At 59.2% G+C, this 23357-nt stretch carries 19 protein-coding genes; 6 read left to right on the forward strand and 13 right to left on the reverse strand.

The annotated features are described in order from the left end of the window. Positions 1–4: 4 nt before the first annotated feature. The 8 genes from ACYZT8_RS04865 to yaaA all read right to left on the reverse strand — a co-directional run bounded on the left by ACYZT8_RS04865 (position 5) and on the right by yaaA (position 11795). The gene (locus ACYZT8_RS04865) at positions 5–1453 is read right to left on the reverse strand and encodes an alginate O-acetyltransferase (protein WP_461979667.1); all 1449 of its coding nucleotides are present in this window, start codon (positions 1451–1453) and stop codon (positions 5–7) included. A gap of 10 nt (positions 1454–1463) precedes the next feature. Next, on the reverse strand, positions 1464–3053 hold the full coding sequence (gene algG / locus ACYZT8_RS04870; RefSeq protein ID WP_461979669.1) for a mannuronan 5-epimerase AlgG: 1590 nt from the start codon (positions 3051–3053) through the stop codon (positions 1464–1466). A gap of 26 nt (positions 3054–3079) precedes the next feature. Beyond that, positions 3080–4567 (reverse strand): alginate export family protein, encoded by a 1488-nt coding sequence (locus ACYZT8_RS04875; RefSeq protein ID WP_461979671.1) that lies wholly within the window; start codon positions 4565–4567, stop codon positions 3080–3082. Further along, positions 4564–6066: an alginate biosynthesis TPR repeat lipoprotein AlgK gene (gene algK / locus ACYZT8_RS04880; RefSeq protein WP_461979673.1), complete on the reverse strand. Its 1503-nt coding sequence runs from the start codon at positions 6064–6066 to the stop codon at positions 4564–4566. Before algK ends, ACYZT8_RS04875 begins: the two co-directional genes overlap by 4 nt. Positions 6067–6081: 15 nt before the next feature. After that, positions 6082–7251, reverse strand: coding sequence for a PilZ domain-containing protein (locus tag ACYZT8_RS04885; protein WP_461979675.1), 1170 nt, complete (start codon positions 7249–7251; stop codon positions 6082–6084). 36 nt (positions 7252–7287) lie between these two features. Then, positions 7288–8769: a mannuronan synthase gene (gene alg8, locus ACYZT8_RS04890; RefSeq protein ID WP_461979677.1), complete on the reverse strand. Its 1482-nt coding sequence runs from the start codon at positions 8767–8769 to the stop codon at positions 7288–7290. Positions 8770–8890: 121 nt separating this feature from the next. Further along, a complete protein-coding gene (locus tag ACYZT8_RS04895; RefSeq protein ID WP_109628077.1) occupies positions 8891–10207 on the reverse strand; it encodes a nucleotide sugar dehydrogenase in 1317 nt (438 codons plus the stop codon). Between the two features lie 808 nt (positions 10208–11015). Beyond that, positions 11016–11795 carry a peroxide stress protein YaaA gene (gene yaaA / locus ACYZT8_RS04900; RefSeq protein WP_461979679.1) on the reverse strand — a complete coding sequence of 260 codons (780 nt, stop codon included), beginning with the start codon at positions 11793–11795 and terminating at the stop codon, positions 11016–11018. Between the two features lie 311 nt (positions 11796–12106). On the opposite strand from yaaA, the gene ACYZT8_RS04905 reads away from it, so the two are divergent. From ACYZT8_RS04905 to ACYZT8_RS04930, 6 genes are all read left to right on the forward strand, one after another. Continuing rightward, positions 12107–13231 carry a polysaccharide deacetylase family protein gene (locus ACYZT8_RS04905; protein WP_461979681.1) on the forward strand — a complete coding sequence of 375 codons (1125 nt, stop codon included), beginning with the start codon at positions 12107–12109 and terminating at the stop codon, positions 13229–13231. A gap of 349 nt (positions 13232–13580) precedes the next feature. Beyond that, entirely contained in the window at positions 13581–14975 is a 1395-nt protein-coding gene (locus ACYZT8_RS04910) for a PhoH family protein (RefSeq protein WP_461979683.1), read from the forward strand. A gap of 237 nt (positions 14976–15212) precedes the next feature. Further along, on the forward strand, positions 15213–15686 hold the full coding sequence (moaC, locus tag ACYZT8_RS04915; protein WP_461979685.1) for a cyclic pyranopterin monophosphate synthase MoaC: 474 nt from the start codon (positions 15213–15215) through the stop codon (positions 15684–15686). Then, positions 15683–15925, forward strand: a complete 243-nt coding sequence (locus ACYZT8_RS04920) for a MoaD/ThiS family protein (RefSeq protein WP_461979687.1) — start codon at positions 15683–15685, stop codon at positions 15923–15925. Before moaC ends, ACYZT8_RS04920 begins: the two co-directional genes overlap by 4 nt. A 2-nt stretch (positions 15926–15927) precedes the next feature. Beyond that, a complete protein-coding gene (gene moaE / locus ACYZT8_RS04925) occupies positions 15928–16380 on the forward strand; it encodes a molybdopterin synthase catalytic subunit MoaE (protein WP_461979689.1) in 453 nt (150 codons plus the stop codon). Positions 16381–16686: 306 nt separating this feature from the next. Next, entirely contained in the window at positions 16687–17463 is a 777-nt protein-coding gene (locus tag ACYZT8_RS04930; protein WP_461979691.1) for an ABC transporter substrate-binding protein, read from the forward strand. A 133-nt stretch (positions 17464–17596) separates the two neighbouring features. Here the strand turns inward: ACYZT8_RS04930 and ACYZT8_RS04935 are convergent, their stop codons facing one another. The 5 genes from ACYZT8_RS04935 to ACYZT8_RS04955 form a co-directional block, all read right to left on the reverse strand. Further along, entirely contained in the window at positions 17597–18238 is a 642-nt protein-coding gene (locus ACYZT8_RS04935) for a helix-turn-helix transcriptional regulator (protein WP_131062850.1), read from the reverse strand. Positions 18239–18328: 90 nt separating this feature from the next. Then, positions 18329–19456 carry an NAD(P)/FAD-dependent oxidoreductase gene (locus tag ACYZT8_RS04940; RefSeq protein ID WP_461957327.1) on the reverse strand — a complete coding sequence of 376 codons (1128 nt, stop codon included), beginning with the start codon at positions 19454–19456 and terminating at the stop codon, positions 18329–18331. A 153-nt stretch (positions 19457–19609) separates the two neighbouring features. Continuing rightward, positions 19610–20557, reverse strand: coding sequence for an ornithine cyclodeaminase family protein (locus ACYZT8_RS04945; protein ID WP_461979693.1), 948 nt, complete (start codon positions 20555–20557; stop codon positions 19610–19612). A gap of 126 nt (positions 20558–20683) precedes the next feature. Further along, the gene (gene rhlB, locus ACYZT8_RS04950; protein ID WP_461979695.1) at positions 20684–22171 is read right to left on the reverse strand and encodes an ATP-dependent RNA helicase RhlB; all 1488 of its coding nucleotides are present in this window, start codon (positions 22169–22171) and stop codon (positions 20684–20686) included. An 85-nt stretch (positions 22172–22256) separates the two neighbouring features. Next, positions 22257–22913 carry an alpha/beta hydrolase gene (locus ACYZT8_RS04955; RefSeq protein ID WP_461979697.1) on the reverse strand — a complete coding sequence of 219 codons (657 nt, stop codon included), beginning with the start codon at positions 22911–22913 and terminating at the stop codon, positions 22257–22259. Positions 22914–23357: the final 444 nt, after the last annotated feature.

The following is a 23357-nucleotide window of genomic DNA, read 5'->3' on the forward strand; positions in this document are numbered from 1 at the left end:
TGCCTCATTGCCCGGCCTGAGCGGTACGCTGCCCAGCGCCAGGGAATACGTTGCGTTTGCAGATTTTCGCTTCGACTTTCTGTGGCGTGGCACCTGCTTCAGGGCCCTGGATTTCGACGGCCAGCAGATTCTGCGAGGCCCAGTCTTCGTCCGTGCGCAACTCAAAGGCAAAGCGCCCGTCGGTGTCGGAAGTTTCCGGTTTTTCGATTTTGATGTCCTCGTGGCGACCGTTCATGTACCAGAGGGTGGCTTGCAGGACTTTCACCGACGCATCGGCGAACTGGATGTCGACCTGGTGACTGCCGTTTTGCAGGTTCAGGTTCTTGCTGTTGACCATTAATTCGTTCTTGCCCGGCTTCAATGTTTTGCTGCCGGTCATCTGTGCATCCTTTCCTTCGCAACCGTTGTCCAGCAACGCCATCATCTGGCGGTAGATGGTTTCCTGGTCGAGGCGATAGAGCGGCGAGAATTCCCAGATCAGAATCTTCGGTGGCTTGGTCTGGAACTCTTCGCTGCCCAGGTACTGCAGCATCGAACCTTCCAGGCCACCGCCGGGGAACGCCACGTTGAGGATGTCGGCGCCGATGGCCTCTTCGAGGAAACCGGCGAAGTTGTAGTTCTTGCCACTGTGGCTGGTGCCAACCAGGGTGACTTCCGGATTGCCGGAGTCACTGAACAGATCGCCATCAGCTGCTTCGCCTTTCGGCTCGGTGATGAACTGATCCATGTACTGGATCGCGTAACTGGTGCCACAGAGTTGACCGGCCATATTGTGTAACGTTCCGGTCTTGCCCATGCGACCCGACTTATGGCTCTCGAATTCGCGTTTCGGCACGTCGGCAAAGGCCGGCATTTTCTTGATTTGCTCACCGACGATTTTCGCCGTGCGCTGGGCGCCATACGGCGTCCAGTGTTGGTCGCCGCGGAAGTAAAAGTCGTGGGCCGGCAAGGTGTCAGGCAGCGACTCGTTGGTCAGCGGCGACAGGTCCGGCACGGTGTAGCCCATGGCGGCGAAACGCCCGAGCATGGTCTTGTAGTTTCTCAGGGCCTTGTCGAAATCGAACTTGGCTTTTTCTTCCGGATTTAGCTTGTTGCGGTTCACCAGGCCACGGGTCGGCTGGTAAACAACGACCAATTCCACGCCTTTGCTCTTGAACGCATCGTGCAGTTCTTTCATGCGTTTGTAGCCGGCGGGGGTGGTGTCGAATTCGGTGCGCAAGTCTTCTTGCGTACGGAACAGCCAGTCGCCCTGAGCCTGCACCAGCGTGGTGAAGTTCTGCTGGTAGCGCGTGGTGTAATTCTTCGCGTCGTGGGCTTCCGGGCACAGGTTGCAGCACGGCTCGGCGCTGAAGCTGGGCGCCTTGACTTCGTCGGCACGGACGCCGGCGCTGGCCGCGAGAATGCCGGCGGTCAGGGCCGACAGGCTGAGTAATTTGATCAAGTGTGGGTGCATAAAATTATCCTCAGTCCTGCATTTCGGTCTGGCGTTCGACAGGGTCGATCAGCACGGCTTTCTGCTGGCGTACCAACAGGTCGAGAATTTCATCCTGGCGCTCGCCAAGAATCCCGTTGAAGCTGATGCCGCTGGATTTGGTCGGGGCGAGCATGGACACGCGATACAACTCGACGCTCAGCGGCGAGTCGATGGACAGCGGTCCGCTGCCGTTGCCGGCCAGTTCGCCGCCGACGATGATCAGCGACACCTGGGCGTCGAACGGGTCAAGCTTGATGTCCCGGTCGGTGTCGCTCAGGTCCTTGATGTGGCCGTAGACACCGGTCAGGCCGTTGGCCATGGCGAGGTTTTCGTAGAGGCGAATGTTCACGCTGTTACGAATACGGATGCCGTGGCGACGGTTGCTGATCACCTTGTTGGCCCACAGCAGGTTGTCGCCACTCTCGTAGAGGGTGATGCCGTCCGTGTGGTTCTTGTAGATCTCGTTGTAGGCGATCAGGTTGTTGACGCTGTTACGGTCGATCACCAGGCCCGACAACTTGTTGTCGTAGCTGCGGTTGTTGAAGATGAAGCTGTCGTTGACCTCACGGGAAATAATGATCCCGTGCTTCTTTTTGGTCCCGAAAACGGTGTTGTCGGCGATGATCAGACCGTGGGAACGGTCATGCGGGTCAATGCCGTAGACGATGTTGTCTTTGTAGGTGTTGCCCTTGACCACGAAGTCGCGGGTTTCGTAGCAGTAGAAGCCGTACCACATGTCCGAGAACTCGGAGCCGACGATCCAGCCAGTCGGTTCAGGGCGCTTGAGGACCTTGGCCATGTTCGGCGTGTATTGGGAAATACTCACACCGTACGACTTACTGTTGGCGTAGCCGAAACTGGCCATCTTGCTGTTGGCGATGTAAGTCTGGGTGCCGCCCCAGGCCAGCAGGAACGGACGAAATTCCTTCGGTGACTTGAACGTCGCCGGGCCGTTGTCCTTCTCACGCCAGCCGGTGATCTTGGTGTCGCGCACAAACAACTGGCCGTCGTTGACCAGGAACGAACCGGCCTCCTGGGACAGGCGCAATTCCTGGGTCTGCTTGTCGATTTCCAGGATGCCGTTCTTGCCGACCACGATCGGCAACTTCGCCAGGAACACGCCCGGCGAGGTTTCACTGAAGTACTGCTTGGGTACTTTCTTAGCCAGGTCCTTGAGGTTCATGTAGCCGTCGTCGACGAAGATCGCCTGCGGGATACCGTGCTGACGCACCACCCACTCGGCCATCTTGTTGTCGCCGCCGATGAAGTCCTTCAAGGCGTCTTCCTGCATCATCCGGCGCACGCTGATCTTGCCGGCCTTGGTGCGCACGATTTTCGCGGCGATGGCTTCGGCGGTGTAGCCGGAAGTGTCCGGCAGTTTCGGCGCAGCCAGTTCCAGCGGCTCGGTCGGTGCGCTGCTGACGGTGTAGGTCTTGGCCTGTTGCAGACCTTTGGCAATGGTCGCCGGCTGCCCTTTTTGAACGGGCGCGGCCGGCTCCACGCTGGCGAAGGCCGCCGAGCTTGCCAGCAGCATCGCGCCGGCCAGCAAGGTCAACGAGCCTCTCTTCGGACTGTTCATGTCAGGAACTCCCTTCGCGCTTCGCATCAGAAGCGCCAGATCACGTCGATAAACGCGCGGTGCATGTACGAGTCGACGCCTTTGCCATACGCATCACCCGGCTTGAATACACCGCCACGCAAACGCACGAGGGCCGAAGGCTCATCGATCGACTGACTCAGGGAGGCCGGCAGCAGGCCTTGCTTGAAGTACTTGGTGACGACCACGTCCATTTCCTGGCCGAGGTCTTTGTTGCCATCTTCCAGCGGCAGGGACGTGCTGGAGAGCACGGCGCCGGTCACGTCGTCGGTGTCGTTCTGCACGGCGTTGATGCCGTTGCTGCCGACGGGCTTGTTGCCGTCGACGCGCCAGAATTTGTGGTAGATCACGCTGGCGTCGTATTCGTCGTTGAGCATCCACGAACCGAACAACGTGGCGGTCTGCATGTTGTTCATTTCGCCACGGAAGGCTTCGCCGAAACGGTGAACCCGCGAACGGGTACCGGTGTAGTTCGAGCGGTTGCTTTCCAGGCCGTTCTGTTCGTAATCGGCGCTGGCACGGGCATAGGCTGCACCGACTTGCCATTGCGGATCGAGGCGCAGACGCACGCCCAGGTCAGTGGCCCAGCCATCGACGTTGCCGCTGGTCTTGGCCTGTGCCGGCGGAGTGCCGTCGGCGTTCAGCGGGTTGACCGTGTCGCGGTCGCCGCTCATGCCGGTGACGCTGCCCCAGTAATTGACGGTGTTGGTGTTGCGCCAGTTGTAGGCGTCGCTGTCGGCGGTCAGGCCGATCCAGCTGATGTCGCCGTTCTCTTTCTTGTCCAGAGAATCGGCGGGAACACCGGGCTCCGGATAGTCGAGCTTGCCGTCATCGTGGGTGTGATGACCACGAATGCCCACCCAATTGCCCGGCGTCCATTGATACGCCGCATCGGCGTAAGCGTGCAGGCGATCCTTGTCTTTTGGCGCCAGTTCGGTGAGGTCGGTGCGGTATTCGCTGAAGCGTTCGGCGACACCGGCGTTGGCACGCAACAGGGTGGTGTCGAAGGTCCAGTTCAGGGCTTCGATGTTGGTGTCGCGCCATTGGCCGTCGTCGTTGCGCAGGCGTTGGCGACCCAACTTGAGGATCTCGCCAGGGTACGGCGTCAAGCCGCTGTAGCCGACCCAGAACTCGCGCATCGCCAGGTAGTTTTTCTTGCTCTTGCGATCACCGTTGTCGGTGGCCTGGGTGCCGTCGCTGTCGGACTGCTGCAGGGTGTCGGTCTCGATGATGTCGGTGGACGTCACGGCCTGACCCATGGCGTAGCCGCTCCACGCGCCGCTCTCGCCGTAGATCCATGGACGCAGGTCGAGGCCGACGCCGTTGACGTCGCCGCCGCTTGCCGTACCCAGGTCAGTGTCGTCTTCGGACTGGGCGGTGACTTTGACGTCAAGGCCGTAGTTCTTGCTTTCAGTCAGGGCCGCCAGGGTCGGGCACGACCACAAGAGGGCGAATGACAGGCCAATACCGGCCTTAACGAATGGATTCAACTTCATAGGGATTCCTCGCCGTCTTCTTCTTCCAGGGCATGCAGTTCCAGCGTGTTCTGGCTCAAGGCACCACGAACGGCCTGTTCTTGTTTCAACAGGCGTTGGGCCTCGGCGAGCTGGGCAGGCGGCAGTTGCGCTTCGAGTGTTTGTGCAAGCTCGGTGGCTTGCGGGGTGTTCTGCGCCTTGGCCAATTGGCTGAAGACGTAAGCGTTAAGCGGGTCGGGCTTGGTGCCCTTGCCTTGGGAAAACAGTTGGGCAATGGCGAAGTCGGCGCTGTTCTGGCCGTTGCGCGCAGCCTTGAGCAGGTGGTCCAGCGCTTTCTGCGAATAGACCTTGCCCAAGTAACCGCGACGGTAGATCTGGCCGAGGTAGTAATCGGCGGCCACTTCTCTGTCGACGGCTTTTTTGAAGTGTTCTTCGGCGGCCTTCGCGTCGGCCGGCACCATTTTGCCTTCGTAGTAGAGCTTGCCCAGCAACAGCTCGGCACGCGGCTGGTCCGCGGCGCGGCCGTTGTCCAGGTACTTCATCATCGTGTCGACATCGCCCAGTTCCGGGAAGTCGTAGAGCAATTGCGCAAGGCTGACCCAGGAAGCGGGGTAGCCCGGAGCGATGCCTTCGAGCAGCGACTGAGCGGTTTTCTCGTCGGTCTTGCCCAAGTTTGCATCGCCCAATACGCGAGCCACGCTGTCCACCCGCTGGGCGGAAACCACGCCGCGAGCCTGAGCGGCTTGCATCTGCTTGATCAGCTCGGCCTGTTGCTCAGGCTTGGCCTGTTTCTGATAGACCGTGGCCAGTTCGACGTAGCAGATGTCGGTGGTGTTCAACGCGGCTTTGCAGATGGTTTCCACTTCGTCCAGGTGCTGGTCGTAAGTGCCTTGGGTGCGATAGAGCAGCACTTGGGCCAGGCCCGCTTCCGGTTTGCCTTCGGCGCGCCATTGGCTGATCTGCTGCTGAGCGTTCACATTCGGGAAGCTGTGCGGGTACTGCAGGTACAGCATCGCCAGCGGGATCAGGGTGTTGCCTTCGCCAGCGGCCGAGGCTTTTTTCAACAGGCCTTCGGCTTCGTGCTGTTCGGCTTCGGTGGAACCCGGTTTGGCCACCAGCAGGCGACCCAGCCGAGCCTGGGCTCGCGGCGAGACGCTGGCCGCGGCACGGTAAGTCGCCTCGGCCTGTTTGATTTGTGCCGGGTCATGGCTGTCGACCTGGATATCGGCCAGGCCAACCTGTGCTTCGCTGTAACCCAGGTCTGCCAATTGCTGGTAATTCTGCGCCGCCAGCGCGGTGTCGCCGCGCTTGAGGGCTTCGTTGGCCAGACGCTGGTCGGGCAGGCCGGCGCAACCGGCCAGACTGACTGCCAATGCCAAGGCACACACTGTTCCAATGTGGGAGCCAGCCTGCTGGCGATTCAGGCAGCGCGGTGAATCAGATGAACCGCGTTGATCCCATCGCGAGCAGGCTCGCTCCCACAGGGTATGCGGTGTGCTGAGGATATTTGGAGTCGTCACGGGCATGTCCTCTGCTTAAAGACCGGAAGCCATGGCTTTGTCGATCAGCCAGTTCAGGTTCGGACCACGGGTGCTGTTCACTTCAACCGGGCGACCGGCGAACTTGCTGTCCAGCGGCTCGTCGGGCTGGATCAGCACGCGGATGTCGGAGGAAAGGTCGGCGCTTTTCAGGCTGGTGCTGCTGACGATCTTGCCGCTGCGGGTGGTGTCTTCGCCGGCGATCTGGAAGCTGACCGTGTTGCCCGGACGCACATCGGCGAACTGGCGATAGGAGAAGCGCGCTTCAACGTTGGCTTCGCTGTTACGCGGCACCAGTTGGAAGATCACGTCACCCTTGCTGGCGTACTGACCGTTAGCGACCAGTTGCTGGGCCACAGTGCAATCGCACGGCGAGGTCAGGGTGCCGGTCATTTGCTTGCCGAACAGCTCTTCAACCTTGGCCGGTTGCAGTTGATTGTCGTCAAGATGGCCCTTGAGCACATCGAGCATGCTGGTGCTGAACGTCGCGAGCGGAGCGCCTTTGGCGGCAACGCCGTCGGCCTTGATCAGGCTCTGCACGGTGCCGTCACGCGGCATGGTGATGTTCATGCCCGGCACGCTGACCAGACCGGCCTGGGCGTGGCTGACGAAGTACATGCCGTACACCGACTTGAAAATGAAACCGAACGCCGCCAGGCCGACGAGGAAAATCGCCAGGCTGAACGTCACGGCGCGCAGGCGACCGAACGCGGTCATGCCGTGGCCGCCGTCCTTCATCTTGCGCGCCTTGGTGAAGTTGTCGCGCTGCAGGGTTGCCAGCATTTCACCCATGCTGACGATGTCGCCGGCCAGGTGCGAGGTGATCAAGTGGCGCAGGGTCGAGATGTCTTGTGGTTCCAGGTTCTGGAACTGGCAACCGGCACGACCGGTCGGGCGGTCGAAGGAGCGCACTTGCAACTCCACGTCCATGGCCAGGCCGAGGTTATCGATGACGAATTGCAGGCGAGCCTTGTACACGTCGCCGATTTTCAGTGGCAACTGACCGGCGTTGAAGGCCAGACCGCCAGCGGAGAGATCGATCACTCGAGCTTCCATCGGGGTCCGGTCGGGACCGAAGAAGCGCAGCTTGGCCGGGATTTTCACTCGGGCGTGTTGGCGCTGGGCTTCTGACTCATGCACTACGTTGGCGTTGACGGCGGTATTCATAGGGGCGTTTTCCTGGTTAATTCAATAAGGGGGCGGTCAGACCATCATCAGCAGCACGGCAACAAAGATGCTGCCGGCGGAGAAGGTCATGGTCCGAGACGACCAGGTGTTGAACCAACGTTGAAAGCTGGCGAGATCACGGGTCAGGGAAGTGGGCTGGCGAGTCCAGGACTGTTGGTCGAGGCGGAAGAACACGTAGATCTTCACCAGGGCGCCAACGATCTGGTTGTAATAGAGAATCGCCGGGTAGGCCGGGCCGATCCGGTGACCGGACAAGGACAGCAGCACGGTAAGGATCAGGCGGGTAATGCCGATCCACAGCAGGTACACGAGGATGAACGCGGTGCCGTACTTGAAGCTGGCGATCAGCGCGACGGTCAGGCCCAGCAGCGAGGTCCACATCGACACGCGCTGATCGAACAGCACCACCGAGGTGAACAGGCCGAGGCGTTTAACCCCCAGGCCCAGGGCTCGGGCGTTCTGGCGCAGGTTGTTGCCGTACCAGCGGAACATCAGTTTGCGACTGGCCTTGATGAAGCTTTTTTCCGGCGGGTGTTCCACGGTGTGGATCGCGGCGTCCGGCACGTAGAACGTGTCGTAACCCAGGCGCATCAGGCTGAACCAGCTCGACTTGTCGTCACCGGTCAGGAACTTGAAGCGGCCCAGGCGCCAGTGTTGCAGCGAGTCGCTTTCCACGTCGGCGATGAAGTCCGGGTTGGTGACCACGGTCGCGCGAAACACCGACATCCGGCCGGTCATGGTCAGTACGCGCTTGGACAGGGCCATCGAGCACATGTTGATGTGGCGCTGGGCGAATCGCAGTTTGTGCCATTCGCTCATGATGTAGCCGCCGCGCACTTCGCAGAACTCGTTGGTGGTCAGGCCGCCGACATTGCCGAACAGCTGGAACCACGGCACGGTCTTGAGCACGGTGCCCTCGGCGAGCACGGTGTCGCCATCGATCACCGCAACGACTGCGCGGTCGTCCGGCAGGTGGCGGGAGATGGCACGGAAACCGTAAGCCAGGCCATCGCGCTTGCCGGTACCGGGAATGCGCACGAAGTCGAGCTTGACCCGATCCGGCGGATTCATCCGGGACCAAAGGCTTTTCACCAGCTTCTCATCGGACATTTCCACGATGGAGCAGACCATGGTGGTCGGCAGGCCGCAGTCGATCGCTTCGCGGATCACCGAGGCGTAGACCTGTGCGGTGGTCAGCGCGTCGATACGGAAACTGGTGACCATCAGAAACACATGGGACGGGTTTGCCGCGTCACCCAGCTTGCGCACTTTGCGCCGCAGGTGCGGGTAGACCACGTACAGGAACAGCATGCCGCGCAGAAAGTGCGTGGCGCCCATCGAGTAGCGCCAGATGCCGATGAAACCGATGAGGAAGATAAAGTCCTTCGAATCGGAATCGAATGTGGACGCAGGCAACGCCATGGCGATGCCCATCAATAAACTTAGGTAAAACAGCCAACCGGCGGCCTGAAGTAGGCCGTGCTTTAGCCTGTGCATAATCTGCATCCGTCTCTATCTCGGGCGAGCCTGTGAGGTGGCCCGATGGGGTTAAGGCAGGCGAAAAAGCCGGGAGGGATGCGGGCCTTGTGAGCGCCGCAATCCCTCCCGATACCGCTTGTTACCAGCAGATGCCTTCGGTGCGGCCGCTTACGCTGGTGGCTTTGGACATGAAGCCAACCAGGTCGACGACTTGCTTGCCGTGTGGAGCGTTCTGCGCCAGGGCGCGGAATTTTTCGTCACGGTTGCCGAGGATGATCACGTCGGAGTTGGCGATCACGTCGTCGAAGTCAGCGTTGAGCAAGGACGAGACGTGAGGGATTTTCGACTCGATGTAATCCTTGTTCGCGCCGTGGACACGGGCGTATTCGACGTTGCTGTCGTAGATGCTCAGGTCGTAACCCTTGCCGATCAGCATTTCCGCCAGATCAACCAGCGGGCTTTCGCGCAGGTCATCGGTGCCGGCCTTGAAGCTCAGGCCCAGCAGGGCGACTTTGCGTTTGTCGTGGCTGGAAACGATGTCGAAGGCGTTCTGCACCTGGGATTCGTTGCTGCGCATCAGCGAGTTCAGCAGCGGCGATTCCACGTCGAGGGCGCCGGCGCGGTAGGTCAGGGCCCGCACGTCTTTCGGCAGGCAAGAACCGCCGAATGCGAAGCCTGGGCGCATGTAGTACTGGGACAGGTTCAGTGTCTTGTCCTGGCAAACCACTTCCATCACTTCCCGACCATCGACGCCGCACGCCTTGGCGATGTTGCCGATCTCATTGGCGAAGGTCACCTTGGTGGCGTGCCACACGTTGCAGGTGTACTTGATCATCTCGGCGACAGCGATGTCCTTGCGGATGATCGGTGCGTCGAGCTCTTCGTACAGCGATTGCAGAACGTCGCCCGAAGCCTTGTCGAACTCACCGATGACGGTCATTGGCGGCAGGTCATAGTCGGCGATCGCGGTGCTTTCACGCAGGAACTCAGGGTTCACTGCAACGCCGAAGTCGACGCCGGCTTTCTTGCCGGAGCAGTCTTCGAGGATCGGGATGACAACGTTTGCGACCGTGCCCGGCAAAACGGTGCTGCGAACCACGATGGTGTGGCGGGTGGTCTTGTCACGCAGGACAAAACCGATCTCGCGGCACACGGCTTCGATGTAGTTCAGTTCCAGGTCGCCGTTCTTCTTGCTCGGCGTACCGACGCAGATCATCGACAGGTCGGTGTCGCGAATCGCCTCGGCGAAGTTGGTCGTGCCGCGCAATTTGCCCGTCTCGATGCCCTTCTTCAGAAGTTCGCCCAGACCCGGTTCAACGATCGGCGATTTACCGGCGTTGATCATATCGATTTTGTCTTTGGCAACATCGACGCCAACGACGTCATGGCCCCGTGCAGACAGGCAGCCGGCACATACTGCGCCGACGTAACCCAAACCAAATATGCTGATGCGCATCGCAATTACCTCTGTGTTTTATCAAGCCATTACATGGCCGGAGTTAATGGTGTTCAGCGGTATAGTGCACTCGAAAGTGCGGCTTACAGGCGCCACAGTGCCGCGTGCAGGCATACAAAGTTCCGAGTGTCTAAATAAGTGCACTCAAGATGTGCGCAACTAGGCCTTATTATTCTGATGTGCCCTGTTATGCAGCCAATCTTCTAATCAGAAGACATTCGTGCAATGGTCTTGCGCGCTCAATGCCAGGCAGAAGCCCGTAAATCAAGCGGTTGGGTGCTCAGCTGAGCACGTTTATAGGGGCGCTGCCTTGGCCTTGAAGGGGATATTGATAAGCGTATCTCCTGTCCTTTTTGTGTTGCCCAAATCAGAGGTCCAGTGTGCAGAAGTTAATGTGACAACTTCGCTAGGTGAATCTCTTCTTTGCGTAAGTTATCTCGCACAAACGCTGGGAGAATCGTTACCGATGGTATGAGCTACGCATTTTGACATAGTTCCAGTCCGCCCATCGCGAATTCTGAAATTTCTTGAAATATTGAGAAAGATGGCACTGCTCTCATATTGATAGCACTTGCCGTTTGGGCCTTTATATATAGGCCGATTATCGGGACAGATACTTTTGTGCCACTACCGCTAAAAATTCTCAGTGCCACTACTGAAAAAAAACATCAAAGTCGAGTGAAACTAAAGTTAGAAAATCGAGTGATGGGTTTATGGCGCCAATAAATCGACGAATGAGGCGGGGAATTGTTGGACGATCAGACGGCGGCGCACGACCTTTTTTCGCTGTCGTGCACCGACCGGGTGCTTACTCTGGCGCGTGATCGCGCAGGAATACCAAATGGTCCGGTTTGGACTGCTCGGCGCTGTAGCGATACCCTTGAACGTCAAATTTTTTGAGGTCTGCCGGGTCGTTGACGCGCTCTTCAATGACAAAACGACTCATCATTCCACGCGCTTTTTTGGCATAGAAACTAATGATCTTGTATTGGCCGTTCTTCAAATCCTTGAAGTCGGTATTAATGATGCGCGCGTTCAGGGCGCTGCGTTTGACCGCCGAGAAGTACTCGTTGGAAGCCAGGTTCAGCAGCACGTCGTCGCCCTGATCGACCAAGGCTTCGTTCAGCCATTCGCTGATGCGCGTACCCCAGAACGCATACAGATCCTTGCCGCGGGCATTCGCCAGTTTGGTGCCCATTTCCAGTCGATACGGCTGCATCAGGTCCAGAGGTCGCAGCAAGCCGTACAGGCCTGAGAGCATGCGCAAGTGCTGTTGGGCGTAATCGAAATCGGCTTCGCTGAAGGTTTGTGCGTTGAGGCCGGTGTATACGTCGCCCTTGAACGCGAGCAACGCCTGCTTGGCGTTTTCCGGTGTGAACGCGGGCGTCCAGCTGCCGAAGCGCGCGGCATTGAGGCCGCCGATCTTGTCGGAGACGTGCATCAACTCACTGATCTGCGCTGGCGTCAGGTCGCGCAGCTGCATGATCAGCTCCTGGGAATGGTCGAGGTACTGCGGCTGGGTGAAGCGCTGGATCGCCGGCGGTGTTTCGTAGTCGAGGGTCTTGGCGGGGGAAATCACCATCAGCATGAAGTCGTCTCCTTTAATCGTGGGGGCGATTCTAGGGGGTTGGGCCGGTTGACTCCAGCTATCAGCGTCATAGGTGATCGGTGGTTTGACTGGATGGGCTTTTGTGGCGAGGTAGCTTGCTCCCGCTCGAGCGCGAAGCGGTCGCAAGATGGGGGCACAGGTTTCAGCTGAAGGAATGAGGTCGCAGGTTTGGGGCCGCTTCGCAGCCCAGCGGGAGCAAGCTCCCTCGCCACAATGAGTTTGGCAGTGCTGCGGGAGTTGGGGCCGGATCAGCTATAGTGCCGCGCGGGTTTTGTTATGGAGACATCCCATTGCGTATCGTTTTTCTATTATCGGTCTGGCTCTTGAGCTTCGGTGCCATGGCGGCGCCGGGTGATGTGGCGACGCTTGATCGCAGCACCTGGCCAGAGCAGCTCAGCAGCCCCACGCTGTTCGACGTCGCATCACGCGCCGAAATCCTCATGTTCGCGCGCGTGCTGCTGGCCAGCGAGTCGCTGGATGAAGCGAGCCTGGCCCAACGCCTGAGCCTGCGAACCATCAATCTGGAGGCCGTCAACAGCCTGCGCCAGCGCATGTGGCAGCGGCTGCTCGCCAACTACAACTTCGCCCAGCAGAGCTGTGATCAGGATGCTTCCTTTTGTTTCCTCGTCGAGGACATGGACACCCTGCGCCAGCAAGCGGCCAAGTTTCAGGTCAGCGACGACAGCTACTACATAAAGTGGTCGGAGCCGAGCCGGTTGTTCCACGCCCAGTACCTCGACGAGCAACTGCGCAAGGCTGCACTGTTTCCACAGAGCAGCAGCGAAGTCGATCGTTTTGGCGACTATGAACGCAACGGCGACGAGATGCATGACCGGCTGTTTTTGCTGACCTTCGACAGCGCCGCCAATGTCACGCCGGACAACACCGGTTGGGTGACGGAGTACCTGCGCAAGTCGAACATGAGCGGCACGTTCTTCGTGCTTGGCAAAGACATCCAGGCGCGTCTGGCCGAGCGATCGGTGGCCAGTTTGCAAGCGACCTATTCAGCGCAGTGCATCGGCGTGCAAGGCTGGGAGTTTCGTTCTCACAGCCACTGGCAGGACTGGCAGGATTCGGTGCGCCGCAGCGTCGATCTGGTGAAAAGCAAACTACCGGAGAATTACGTGCCGCTGTTTCGCCCGCCCGATGGCCAGCGTCGCTCGGATGCCGAAGGCTTCTTCAAGTCGCAGGGCTTGCAGGTGGCTTTGTGGGACATCGATGCCCAGGACGGCGCCGGAAAGCTCAAGGGCAACCCGAGCGCGCAACGCGTGTTGACGCTGATGCTGCTGTGGCGACACGGTGTGATTAACTTCAATGTGAAGCAAGATGCTGTGAAAACGGCGATGCCTTGGCTCATTACGCAAACGGCGCAAAGCGGGATCGGTTGGGAGGACTGTCAGGACGCGTTTCGCTGAAACCGTAAAAAGCCCGGAATCATTGGGGAGGAGGGCAAACCGGGGTGAATTTCGTGAAGATTTCGATTCAGGCGGACTTCCGACTTTAACGGGGTGATGGCAATCCGCCTAGTGCTATTGGTCACTCTGAAAAATAAACTTCAAAAAAGCGTCAAAGTACTTTTTTCTGTCATGGGTTTTGGAGTATTACGAAGACAGACCGCCGAAACCTGCAACACAGGTGGCGTCTCCCAAGACCCAGTTTGTGTGAGCAGTTCACTTGAATCATCACAGGTGAATTCGGCAGTCACTTCGAGGCGCAGCACCGCCAAGGTATTGCGTCGAATGGCTCCCACAAAGGTGACCGAGTATGGATGATCACGGACGTAGTTCTTCCTCCAACCAGCCAATCCTTTATGTACTCGATACCAACGTATTGATTCACGATCCAAACGCCCTGCTTAACTTCGAAGAACACCACGTTGCCATCCCGATGACCGTGCTTGAGGAGCTGGACAAGCTCAAGAGTGGGCATCACAGCGTGGCTGCAGAATGCCGTCAGGCAATTCGCCTGATCGACAAGACGCTGGGCGATGCCAGCCCCGAAGACGTCGAGCTTGGCGTGCCGATCCAGCGTGGCAAAAGTGGGCCCAAGGGTTTGCTGTCAATTCTGATGAGCAAACGTGCTGAACCGAACATCATTCTTCCCGAACACCTGAACGACAACATCATCATCAACCAGTTGATCGACTTGCACGCGCGCGAACCAAAGCTGCCCGTCGTGCTGGTCACCAAAGACATCAACATGCGCCTCAAGGCCCGGGCGTGCGGAATCGCGGCCGAGGACTACAGCACCGATCAACTGGTCGATGACGTTTCGCTGCTGCCCAACGGTTATCACAACATGGACGGCTCCTTCTGGGACCGTGTGAGTAATGTCGAAACCCGCCAGGACCACGGCCGCACCTGGCACCAGGTGAAACTGATCGACAACCTGCCGGCGGTACACATCAACGAGTTCATCATCGATGAGCAGGGCTTTGTCGGCTGGATCAAGGAAATCGACGAAGACAAGCTGCTGATTCTCGACTTGCATCAGGAACCTCTGTTGCACCAGGAAGCCTGGGGCCTGAAACCCCGTGACATCTATCAGAGCCTGGCGCTGTACGCCTTGCTTGACCCGGATATCCACCTGGTCAACCTGACGGGCGCTGCCGGCTCCGGCAAAACCATTCTGGCGCTGGCCGCGGCGATCGAGCAGACCATGGTCAGCAAGCGCTACCGCCGGATCATCGCAACGCGTAGCGTGCAGGGTCTGGACCAGGAAATCGGCTTCCTGCCCGGCACTGAAGCGGAAAAAATGGAGCCTTGGCTCGGCGCCATCACCGACAACCTCGAAGCCTTGCACATGGATGACGAAAACACCCATGGCAGCGTCGATTACATCCTCAGCAAAGTGCCGTTGCAGTTCAAATCCCTCAACTACATTCGAGGCCGCAGCTTCCAGCAGAGTCTGATATTGATCGATGAATGCCAGAACCTGACACCGCACCAGATGAAAACCATCATCACCCGTGCCGGCGCCGGTTCCAAAGTGGTATGCCTGGGTAACCTGGCGCAGATCGACACCCCTTACCTGTCCGCGACCAGTTCCGGACTGACGTACCTGACCGAGCGCTTCAAAGACTTCCCGAACGGTGTACACATCACCCTGCAAGGGGTGCCACGTTCGATTCTGGCCGAATACGCCGAATCGCATTTGTAACCACGTCACCGAAACCGGGCGGCCCCAAAAGCCGCCCGGTTTTTTATGCCCGACACAAAACCCTGTGGGAGCGAGCTTGCTCGCGATAGCGGTGTATCAGTCGAAATCAATGCTGAATGTCAGATCGATATCGCGAGCAAGCTCGCTCCCACAGGGTTCTGCGGTGAACAAATAATCAAACGTGCGCAAGTTTGACCCACAGGTTTACAATCGACGCTCCTGATCAGGAGTAACCCTGTGCTGACTCATCTCGATTCCCAAGGTCGCGCCCACATGGTCGACGTCACCGAAAAAGACGTGACGTTCCGTGAGGCGACAGCCCAAGCGCTGGTGCGCATGCTGCCCGAAACCCTGCAAATGATCGTCAACGGCGGTCACCCCAAGGGTGATGTGTTCGCCGTGGCGCGCATCGCCGGCATTCAGGCCGCGAAGAAAACCAGCGATCTGATTCCTCTGTGCCATCCGCTGATGCTCACCGGCGTCAAGGTCGAGCTCAGTGCCGAAGGCGATGACACCGTGCGCATCGTCGCGCGCTGCAAGTTGTCCGGGCAGACCGGCGTCGAGATGGAAGCCCTGACGGCCGCCAGTGTTGCCGCGTTGACCATTTACGACATGTGCAAGGCCGTGGACCGTGGCATGACCATCGAAAGCGTGCGCTTGCTGGAAAAACTCGGCGGCAAGAGCGGCCATTTCCAGGCAGATCAGCCATGAACGTCACCGTGAAGTTTTTTGCTCGTTACCGCGAAGCGCTTGGCGTGGATTCGGTCAGGGTTGAAGGCGATTTCGCCACGGTCGACGATGTGCGTGCGCTGCTGGCTCAACGGGACGGTGCCGATGTGCTGCGCGAGCAGAACCTGATGTGCGCTCGCAACGAGAACCTCTGCCAGCTCGACGAACCGGTGACTGACGGTGACGAAGTGGCGTTCTTTCCGACCGTGACCGGAGGCTGATCATGGCGATTCGCGTGCAGTCCACGGCGTTCGATCCGGGCGCTGAAGTCAATGCCATGCACGCCGCCAATGTCGGCGTCGGCGCGGTGGTGAGTTTCGTCGGCTACGTGCGCGACTTTAATGACGGGCTTGATGTGGCCGGGATGTTTCTCGAGCACTATCCGGGCATGACCGAAAAAGCCCTCGGCAAAATCGCCCTTGAGGCTGAACAGCGCTGGCCGCTGCTCAAGCTTGAAGTGCTGCACCGGATCGGCGCCCTGGAACCGGGCGAACCGATCGTCTTCGTCGGCGCCGCCAGCGCCCACCGCCAAGCGGCGTTCGACGCCTGCGCCTTTGTCATGGACTACCTGAAAACCCGTGCGCCGTTCTGGAAGAAGGAAAACACCCGTGATGGATCGCGTTGGGTTGAAGGTCGGGACAGTGATCATGCGGCGGCGGATCGCTGGAAACAGTAGATCTTCAGTGTTCTCAAGTACGCCATCGCGAGCAGGCTCGTTCCCACAGTTGATCTCCAGGAACACAAATTTTGTGTAAGACGAAGATCCCCTGTAGGAGCGAGCCTGCTCGCGATGGGGCCATCCGCTTCACCCAATAATTTCCTGATTCACCACCCGACCATCGGCCAGTGACAACTGTGTCCGCCCGATTGACGATCCATACATAAAAGTCCAGTATGGAATTATAAGTACAAAAAAGGCGTTCCCCGTTTCAGCTTTTTCTTCTGTCTTGCCAAACCAACAACAACCCGCGAGAGAACGAACATGAAGAAATTCCCCCTCATCACCGGTCTGGCGCTGAGCTTGTTGGCGTGCAGCACGCTGTTCGCCGCCGACAAAACCCTGCGCATCGGTATCGAAGCCGCTTATCCGCCCTTCGCGTCCAAGACCGACAAAGGCGAGATCGTCGGTTTCGACTACGACATCGGTAATGCCCTGTGCGCGCAGATGAAGGTCAAGTGTGTGTGGGTCGAAGGCGAATTCGACGGTCTGATTCCTTCCCTGAAAGTGAAGAAAATCGACATGGCGCTGTCGTCCATGACCATCAACGAAGACCGCAAGAAGTCGGTGGACTTCACCCACAAGTACTACTTCACCTCATCGCGTCTGGTGATGAAGGAAGGCGCGGCCGTGGATGACCAGTACGCCAGCCTTAAAGGCAAGACAGTCGGTGTGCAGCGCGCAACCACCACCGACCGTTACGCCACCGAGGTTTTTGAACCGAAGGGCATCAACGTCAAGCGCTACGGCAACAACGAAGAGATCTACATGGACCTGGCAGCCGGTCGCCTCGATGCCATTTTTGCCGACACCATTCCGCTGAGTGACTTCCTGGCGATGCCGCGTGGCAAGGGCTATGCCTTTACCGGGCCGGAGCTCAAGGATCCGAAGTACGTGGGCGAGGGCGCCGGGATTGCGGTGCGCAAGGGCAACAGCGAGTTGGTCGCTGAACTGAACACGGCCATCGACGGAATTCGTGCGAGTGGCGAGTATCAGAAGATTTCCGAGAAGTATTTCAAGTCCGACATCTACGGCGATTGATCAATCGCCTTCGCGGGCAAGCCTCGCTCCTACAGGTTTTCACGTCGTTCATCCATCTTATGAACAACACTGAAACTGTAGGAGCGAGGCTTGCCCGCGAAGGGGTCTGAATAGTCCGTACATCTCTGAAGGTTCAGCCCTTCAATTCCTTCAAATGCTTGTAAACCGTCGCCCGCCCCATGTTCAGCACATTGGCCACATAGTTTGATGCGCTTTTGCCTTTGAAAGCCCCTTCGGCGTGCAGCGCCAGCACCAGTTCGCGTTTGTGATCGCGCGTCAGCAGGTTCAGGCTCAGCTGACGTTCGCGCAGCCAGGCGTGCAGAAAGGTATTGATCCGTTCCTGCCAGTCATCGCGAAACAGTGAGTCCGGCTGCGGAATCAACTTGCTCGGCGACAGGAACAGATCCAGCGCAGCCTTGGCATTTTCGAACAGCGAAATGTTCAGGTTGATGCACAGCACGGCCAGCGGGTGGCCGTCGCTGTCGCGCAAGACACTGCTCAGACTGCGAATCTTCTGGCCATCCCAATTGAGCTTTTCGTACGGCCCGATGTTCCGTTCGCTGACATCGTCGCTGAGCATGTCCTCCAGCGCCGAGTCGTCACCTATTTCCCGCTTGGACAGGTTGTTGGCGATGTAATCGACTTTTTGCGTGCGCAGGTCATGCAGCACCACTTCGGCATGGGGGAAGAACAGCGTTGCGATCGCATCGGCGATCGCGCGGTAGTTGTCCAGAGAGGCGTTATCCACAGCCGGGTCTTTTTCAGGTGCGTTCATTCAGTGGAGCTCCAGGCAGCGTCAGCGCCCTGCAAAAAGGGCGCTGGAAGTTTGCCGCAATCGTGTCGACACGTCACCTGAGGACGAAAATCAGCCCAGGCGGGCAGGGGAGAGCATCTCGGCGTCCAGGCCGAAGCGGCTGAGCTGTTCGGGCAAGGCTTCACCGCGTACCAGCGCCGCGCCGGCTTGGCCCATGGCGGGTGATGTCTGGATGCCGTAGCCGCCTTGCGCCGCGACCCAGAACAGCCCTGGCACCTGTTGATCGAAGCCGCAGATCAGGTCTCCGTCGGCGACGAAGCTACGCAAACCGGCCCAGGTGCGGGTCGGACGGCGGATGGTCAGGGTGGTGGCTTCTTCGATCTGGTAGATGCCCATCGCAATGTCCAGCTCTTCGGGCTGCACGTCGTGGGGTTCGACCGGATCGGCGTTGGCCGGCGAGCCGAGGAACATCCCCGCGTCGGGCTTCATGTAGAAGGATTCGTCGAGGCTGACCAGCATCGGCCAATGGTGGATGTCCACGCCCTCGGGGCCGGCAAAAATGAACGCCGCACGACGCTTCGGTTGCAGGCCCAGCGGCTTGGCGCCGGCCAGCTCGCCGATCTTGTCGGCCCAGGCGCCTGCCGCATTGATGATGATCGGTGCGCTGAAGGTCTGACCGTTGGTTTGCACCTGCCACAAGCCTTCGGCAGTGCGGGTCAGGCTCAACACTTCGCTGTCGGTATGGACTTCGCTTTTATTACGACGGATGCCGCGCAGGTAACCCTGGTGCAGGGCATCGGTGTCAATGTCGCTGGCGGTCGGGTCGTAGATCGCGCCATGGACTTTTTCCCGGCGCAGGATCGGCAGGCGTGCACAGGCTTCGTCGGCGCTGAGCAGTTGCATCTCCGACACCGTGGCCTTGGCGCTGAGGTATTGATTGTTCAGCTCGGTCGGGTCGCCGGTGAAGTCCACGGTCATCTCGCCGCGCGGGGTCAGCAACGGGTGTTCGCAAAAACCGGTTGGCGGCGCGTCGAAGAAGTCGCGGCTGGCTTGGGTCAGCGCACGAACCTGCGGTGTGCCATAGGCCGCGGTATACAGGGCGGCGGAGCGCCCGGTGGAGTGATAGGCCGGATGGGATTCGCGTTCGAGCACGATCACCCGTGCGTGCTGCGACAGCCAGAAACCGGTGGAAGCGCCGGCAATCCCGCCGCCGATGATGATGAAATCTGCCTGGCTCATGAACGTCTCCTGTCGAGCGCAAATGCCATGGTTCATGGTTATAGATAAACCCTGTGGGAGCCGGGCTTGCCCGCGATTGCATCACCGCGGTGTGCCTGACAGAGCGCGGCGCTTGCATCGCGGGCAAGCCCGCTCCCACAGGGGATCGTGGTGTTATTGCTGTAGGCGGTAGATGGCATTGGCCAGAGCGATGTCTTCCAGGCCGAGACCGATAGAGCGGAAGAACACGTGACGGTTGTAGTCAGGGCGTTGCACCTTGCCGCTGAGCAGATCAGGCAGGTCGCCGACGATCGCGTTCTTGTCCCATCCATGTTGCTCACCGGCAATCAGCATTTCGCCCGCCGAGCCCGGAGTTGTCTGACGATAGTCGCAGAACACCTGCATGTCAGTGAGGCTCTGCGGCGGGACTTCATGGGCGCGCGGGGCATTGGTGCTTATGGAGGTGATCAGCGCCGGTTTGTTCAAGCTTGATGGATCGATCACCGGGCCTGCGGACGAAGTGCAGAGCATGATCACGTCGGCGTCCTGAATCGCCGCTTTGCGACTGTCGGCGATGGTCAGGCGTGGATCGAGGCTTTTGAGCTGTGCCAGGGTTTCAGGGTTTTTATCGCTCAGGCTCGGCGAGTAAAGGCTGATGCTCTGCCAGTCACGCAGATTCTTGACGTAATGCAGATGTGCCTGAGCGACCTTGCCGCTGCCGATAATCGCCAGGCGCTGCGCCTTCAGCGGGGCCAGGGCATCGACGGCGACGGCGGTGGTCGCGGCTGTGCGTGCGGTGGTCAGTTCACCGGCATCGCACAGCAGCAACGGTTGGCCGGTCTGCATCGACATCAACAACGTCCAGGCGGTCACCAACGGGCCTTGCTCACGCACAATGTAAGGCGAAGTCTTGACCCCGTAGACACCGTCTTCCGCCAGCACGCCCAGGTAGTTGATGAAGTCGCCAGCACCCTGAGGGAATTCCACCAGCTGTTGCGCCGGTTGCACCGCTTGCCCGGCAGCCAGATCGCTGAACAGCTTGCGCAAGATCTGCGGCACGTCGACCTGCGCCAGCAGTTCGCGGGCCTGGGGTTGGGTGATCACGTAAGGCGTACTGGACATGGTCGGCTCCGGGCGCTGAAAGTAAACTAATTTGTCCATTATGGACTTTTAGTTGTTTCGGGCAACATCGAAACGAAAAAAAAGCGCAGTCCGTTGCCGGCTGCGCCCTTTTCAGTAAGGCCCGAGTTACGGGCGCTTACGCTCAACCGCCCGCAGTAGATGCGTCGGTGGCGTCTCACAGCTGATTTTCCGACCCAGCAACGCCTCGATAGACGGTAGCTGGTAGGAGTCATCTTCACCGGCAAAGCTGATGGACACGCCATCCGCGCCGGCACGACCGGTACGACCGATGCGGTGCACGTAATCGTCCGGGACTTCCGGCAAGGTGAAGTTGATCACGTGGCTGATGCCATCGATATGGATACCGCGACCCGCCACATCGGTGGCGACCAGCACGCGAATCTTGCCTTCGCGGAAACCTTCCAGGGTCTTGATGCGCTTGTGCTGCGGCACATCGCCGGACAGCTGCGCTGCGTTGACGCCGTCACGCACCAGGCGCTCTTCGATGCGCCGCACTTCATCCTTGCGGTTGGCGAAGACCATCACCCGCTCCCAACCGTTGTCGTTGACCAGGTTGTAGAGCAGTTTGTATTTGTCGGCACCAGCCACGGCGTAGATGTGTTGCTCGACGTTTTCGCTGGCCACGTTCTGCGACTCGATCTCGACGATCGACGGGTCGGTGGTCCATTGCTTGGCGAGGTTCATCACGTCTTCGGTGAAGGTCGCGGAGAACAGCAGCGTCTGACGTTCGTTCTTCGGTGGTGTCTGGCGAATGATCTGACGCACTTGCGGGATGAAACCCATGTCGAGCATCCGGTCGGCTTCGTCCAGCACCATGACTTCGACCATGTCCAGATGCACATCGCCGCGCTGGTTGAAGTCGAGCAGACGGCCCGGGGTGGCCACGAGAATGTCGCAGTGACGGGCTTCGAGGTGCTTGAGCTGCTTGTCGAAGTCCATGCCGCCGACAAACGTCATGACGTTGAGGCCGGTGTACTTGGTCAGGTCGGCCGCGTCTTTGGCGATCTGCACCACCAGTTCGCGGGTCGGCGCGATGATCAGTGCCCGCGGTTCACCCATGTAGCGTTCCTTGGGTGGCGGGGTTTCCAGCAGTTGGGTGATGATCGAGATCAGGAACGCAGCGGTTTTGCCGGTGCCGGTCTGGGCGCGACCGATGGCGTCTTTGCCCGCGAGGGTGAAGCCCAGCACTTGCGCCTGGATCGGCGTGCAATACGGGAAGCCCAGGTCCTGGATGGCGTGCATCAGTTCCGGGGCGAGTTTGAAATCGTGGAAACGGGTTTTGCCTTCCTGGGGTTCGACGGCGAAGTCTTCGAGTTTCCAGGGAATGACCGGTGCTTTCGGTTTAGGTTCGCGACGCGGTTTTGCAGGTTTCGGCGTTTCACTGCGCGGTGGCTCGGCGGCGAAAGACTCGACAGGTTGGGCGGCCGGTGTGGTCACAGGCTCGTGTTTCGGTGCCGCTACGATTGCGGTCCGGCCAGGCTGATTACCGTCGGTGCGGTGGCTGGGGGCGTGAGAAGGAGCGCTGGGAACTGGCGCGAGCTGCTCAGTCTCGCTTTTACCGAACATTTTCTTGAGTGCTTTGAGCACGGTCATCTCATCGATTGGTTAAGGAATATACGCCGGCCAGTGTAATGCAAGAATCGGGCGCGGCGTAGTGGGATGGATCAATGGGTAGCTTTTAGCGTAAACGCTCGGCCAGCCAGACGCCGATGTCACGAATTTCCTCGGGTAACACTTCGTGGCCCATTGGGTATTCCTGCCATGTCACGGTGACACCATGCTGCTTTAAATACTCGTAGGCAGACCGGCCCATGGCGTTTTGAACGACGTCATCGTACTGGCCGTGCAAAGACAACACGGGAATGCGCTGCTGGCTGGCGGAAAGCTCCAGTTCATCATTGAACGTCGGTGCATAAGTGGAGAGGGCAAGTACGCCACCCAGCGGCCCCTGCCATTTCAGGAAAGCGGTGTGCAACACGACGGCGCCACCCTGGGAAAACCCTGCCAGAAATATCCGCGAGGCGTCTATTCCGCTGGCCTTCTGTTCTTCAATCAAATCAAACACTCTTTGCGCCGACGCCTCAAGCTGCTCACGACTGATCGCGCGCGCCGGGCTCATGGCCAATATGTCGTACCAGCTCGGCATCTCGTAGCCGCCGTTGATGGTGACAGCGCGGGTCGGTGCCTGGGGAAGAACGAAGCGGGTGGTCAGCAGGCTCTCCTGCAAGGCTTCGGCCACGGGCAGGAAGTCGTAGCGGTCGGCGCCCAGGCCGTGCAGCCATATAACGCAGGCGTCTGCGGGCTTGACGGGTTGAAGAATCAAGGGCTCGGTCATGGCTGCTCCAATTTTGTGCGTGCGCTCTCATTGAGTGCGAGAGGTGAGTGCGCGTCAGGTTGATCCGTTAAGAAGATGTCGCAAGGGTACAAGTTTTGCTATTGACCTGTCGCCGAACGGCTTCGGCGAGCGGTCTGGTACGGGCTTTGCTATAGGAAAGCCTGTACTGAAAATCCCACGCCTGTCGGTAACACTATCAGGCCATTGTGGTTGGTGGGATAGCAAAGAATCCGGTGATGGATGTTCGCCAGTGGCCGCTACGGGCTTCGCGAACGTGAAAGGGCTACAGCCCGTTCGGCCGATTGGTGAGAAGTGAGTGGTCCATGATTTGGATTTTCTCCTACTAGACTCATAGCGCAGGTCCTACGTCGGTTGACCCCAAAAAAAGCCAACACGGGTCGACTACGCCTCATAAGGGTGCGACAGGACTCAAGCTCCGACACA

It is taken from the genome of Pseudomonas sp. LB3P93 (genome assembly GCF_054898025.1).

Coding starts and splice junctions, on each gene's coding strand:
- moaE (WP_461979689.1), top strand. CDS start 15,928: ATGGCGATTCGCGTGCAGTCCACGGCGTTCGATCCGGGCGCTGAAGTC.
- ACYZT8_RS04865 (WP_461979667.1), bottom strand. CDS start 1,453: ATGCACCCACACTTGATCAAATTACTCAGCCTGTCGGCCCTGACCGCC.
- rhlB (WP_461979695.1), bottom strand. CDS start 22,171: ATGACCGTGCTCAAAGCACTCAAGAAAATGTTCGGTAAAAGCGAGACT.
- ACYZT8_RS04875 (WP_461979671.1), bottom strand. CDS start 4,567: ATGAAGTTGAATCCATTCGTTAAGGCCGGTATTGGCCTGTCATTCGCC.
- ACYZT8_RS04910 (WP_461979683.1), top strand. CDS start 13,581: ATGGATGATCACGGACGTAGTTCTTCCTCCAACCAGCCAATCCTTTAT.
- ACYZT8_RS04955 (WP_461979697.1), bottom strand. CDS start 22,913: ATGACCGAGCCCTTGATTCTTCAACCCGTCAAGCCCGCAGACGCCTGC.
- alg8 (WP_461979677.1), bottom strand. CDS start 8,769: ATGCACAGGCTAAAGCACGGCCTACTTCAGGCCGCCGGTTGGCTGTTT.
- ACYZT8_RS04930 (WP_461979691.1), top strand. CDS start 16,687: ATGAAGAAATTCCCCCTCATCACCGGTCTGGCGCTGAGCTTGTTGGCG.
- ACYZT8_RS04920 (WP_461979687.1), top strand. CDS start 15,683: ATGAACGTCACCGTGAAGTTTTTTGCTCGTTACCGCGAAGCGCTTGGC.
- ACYZT8_RS04895 (WP_109628077.1), bottom strand. CDS start 10,207: ATGCGCATCAGCATATTTGGTTTGGGTTACGTCGGCGCAGTATGTGCC.
- ACYZT8_RS04935 (WP_131062850.1), bottom strand. CDS start 18,238: ATGAACGCACCTGAAAAAGACCCGGCTGTGGATAACGCCTCTCTGGAC.
- ACYZT8_RS04945 (WP_461979693.1), bottom strand. CDS start 20,557: ATGTCCAGTACGCCTTACGTGATCACCCAACCCCAGGCCCGCGAACTG.
- yaaA (WP_461979679.1), bottom strand. CDS start 11,795: ATGCTGATGGTGATTTCCCCCGCCAAGACCCTCGACTACGAAACACCG.
- ACYZT8_RS04940 (WP_461957327.1), bottom strand. CDS start 19,456: ATGAGCCAGGCAGATTTCATCATCATCGGCGGCGGGATTGCCGGCGCT.
- ACYZT8_RS04885 (WP_461979675.1), bottom strand. CDS start 7,251: ATGAATACCGCCGTCAACGCCAACGTAGTGCATGAGTCAGAAGCCCAG.
- algG (WP_461979669.1), bottom strand. CDS start 3,053: ATGAACAGTCCGAAGAGAGGCTCGTTGACCTTGCTGGCCGGCGCGATG.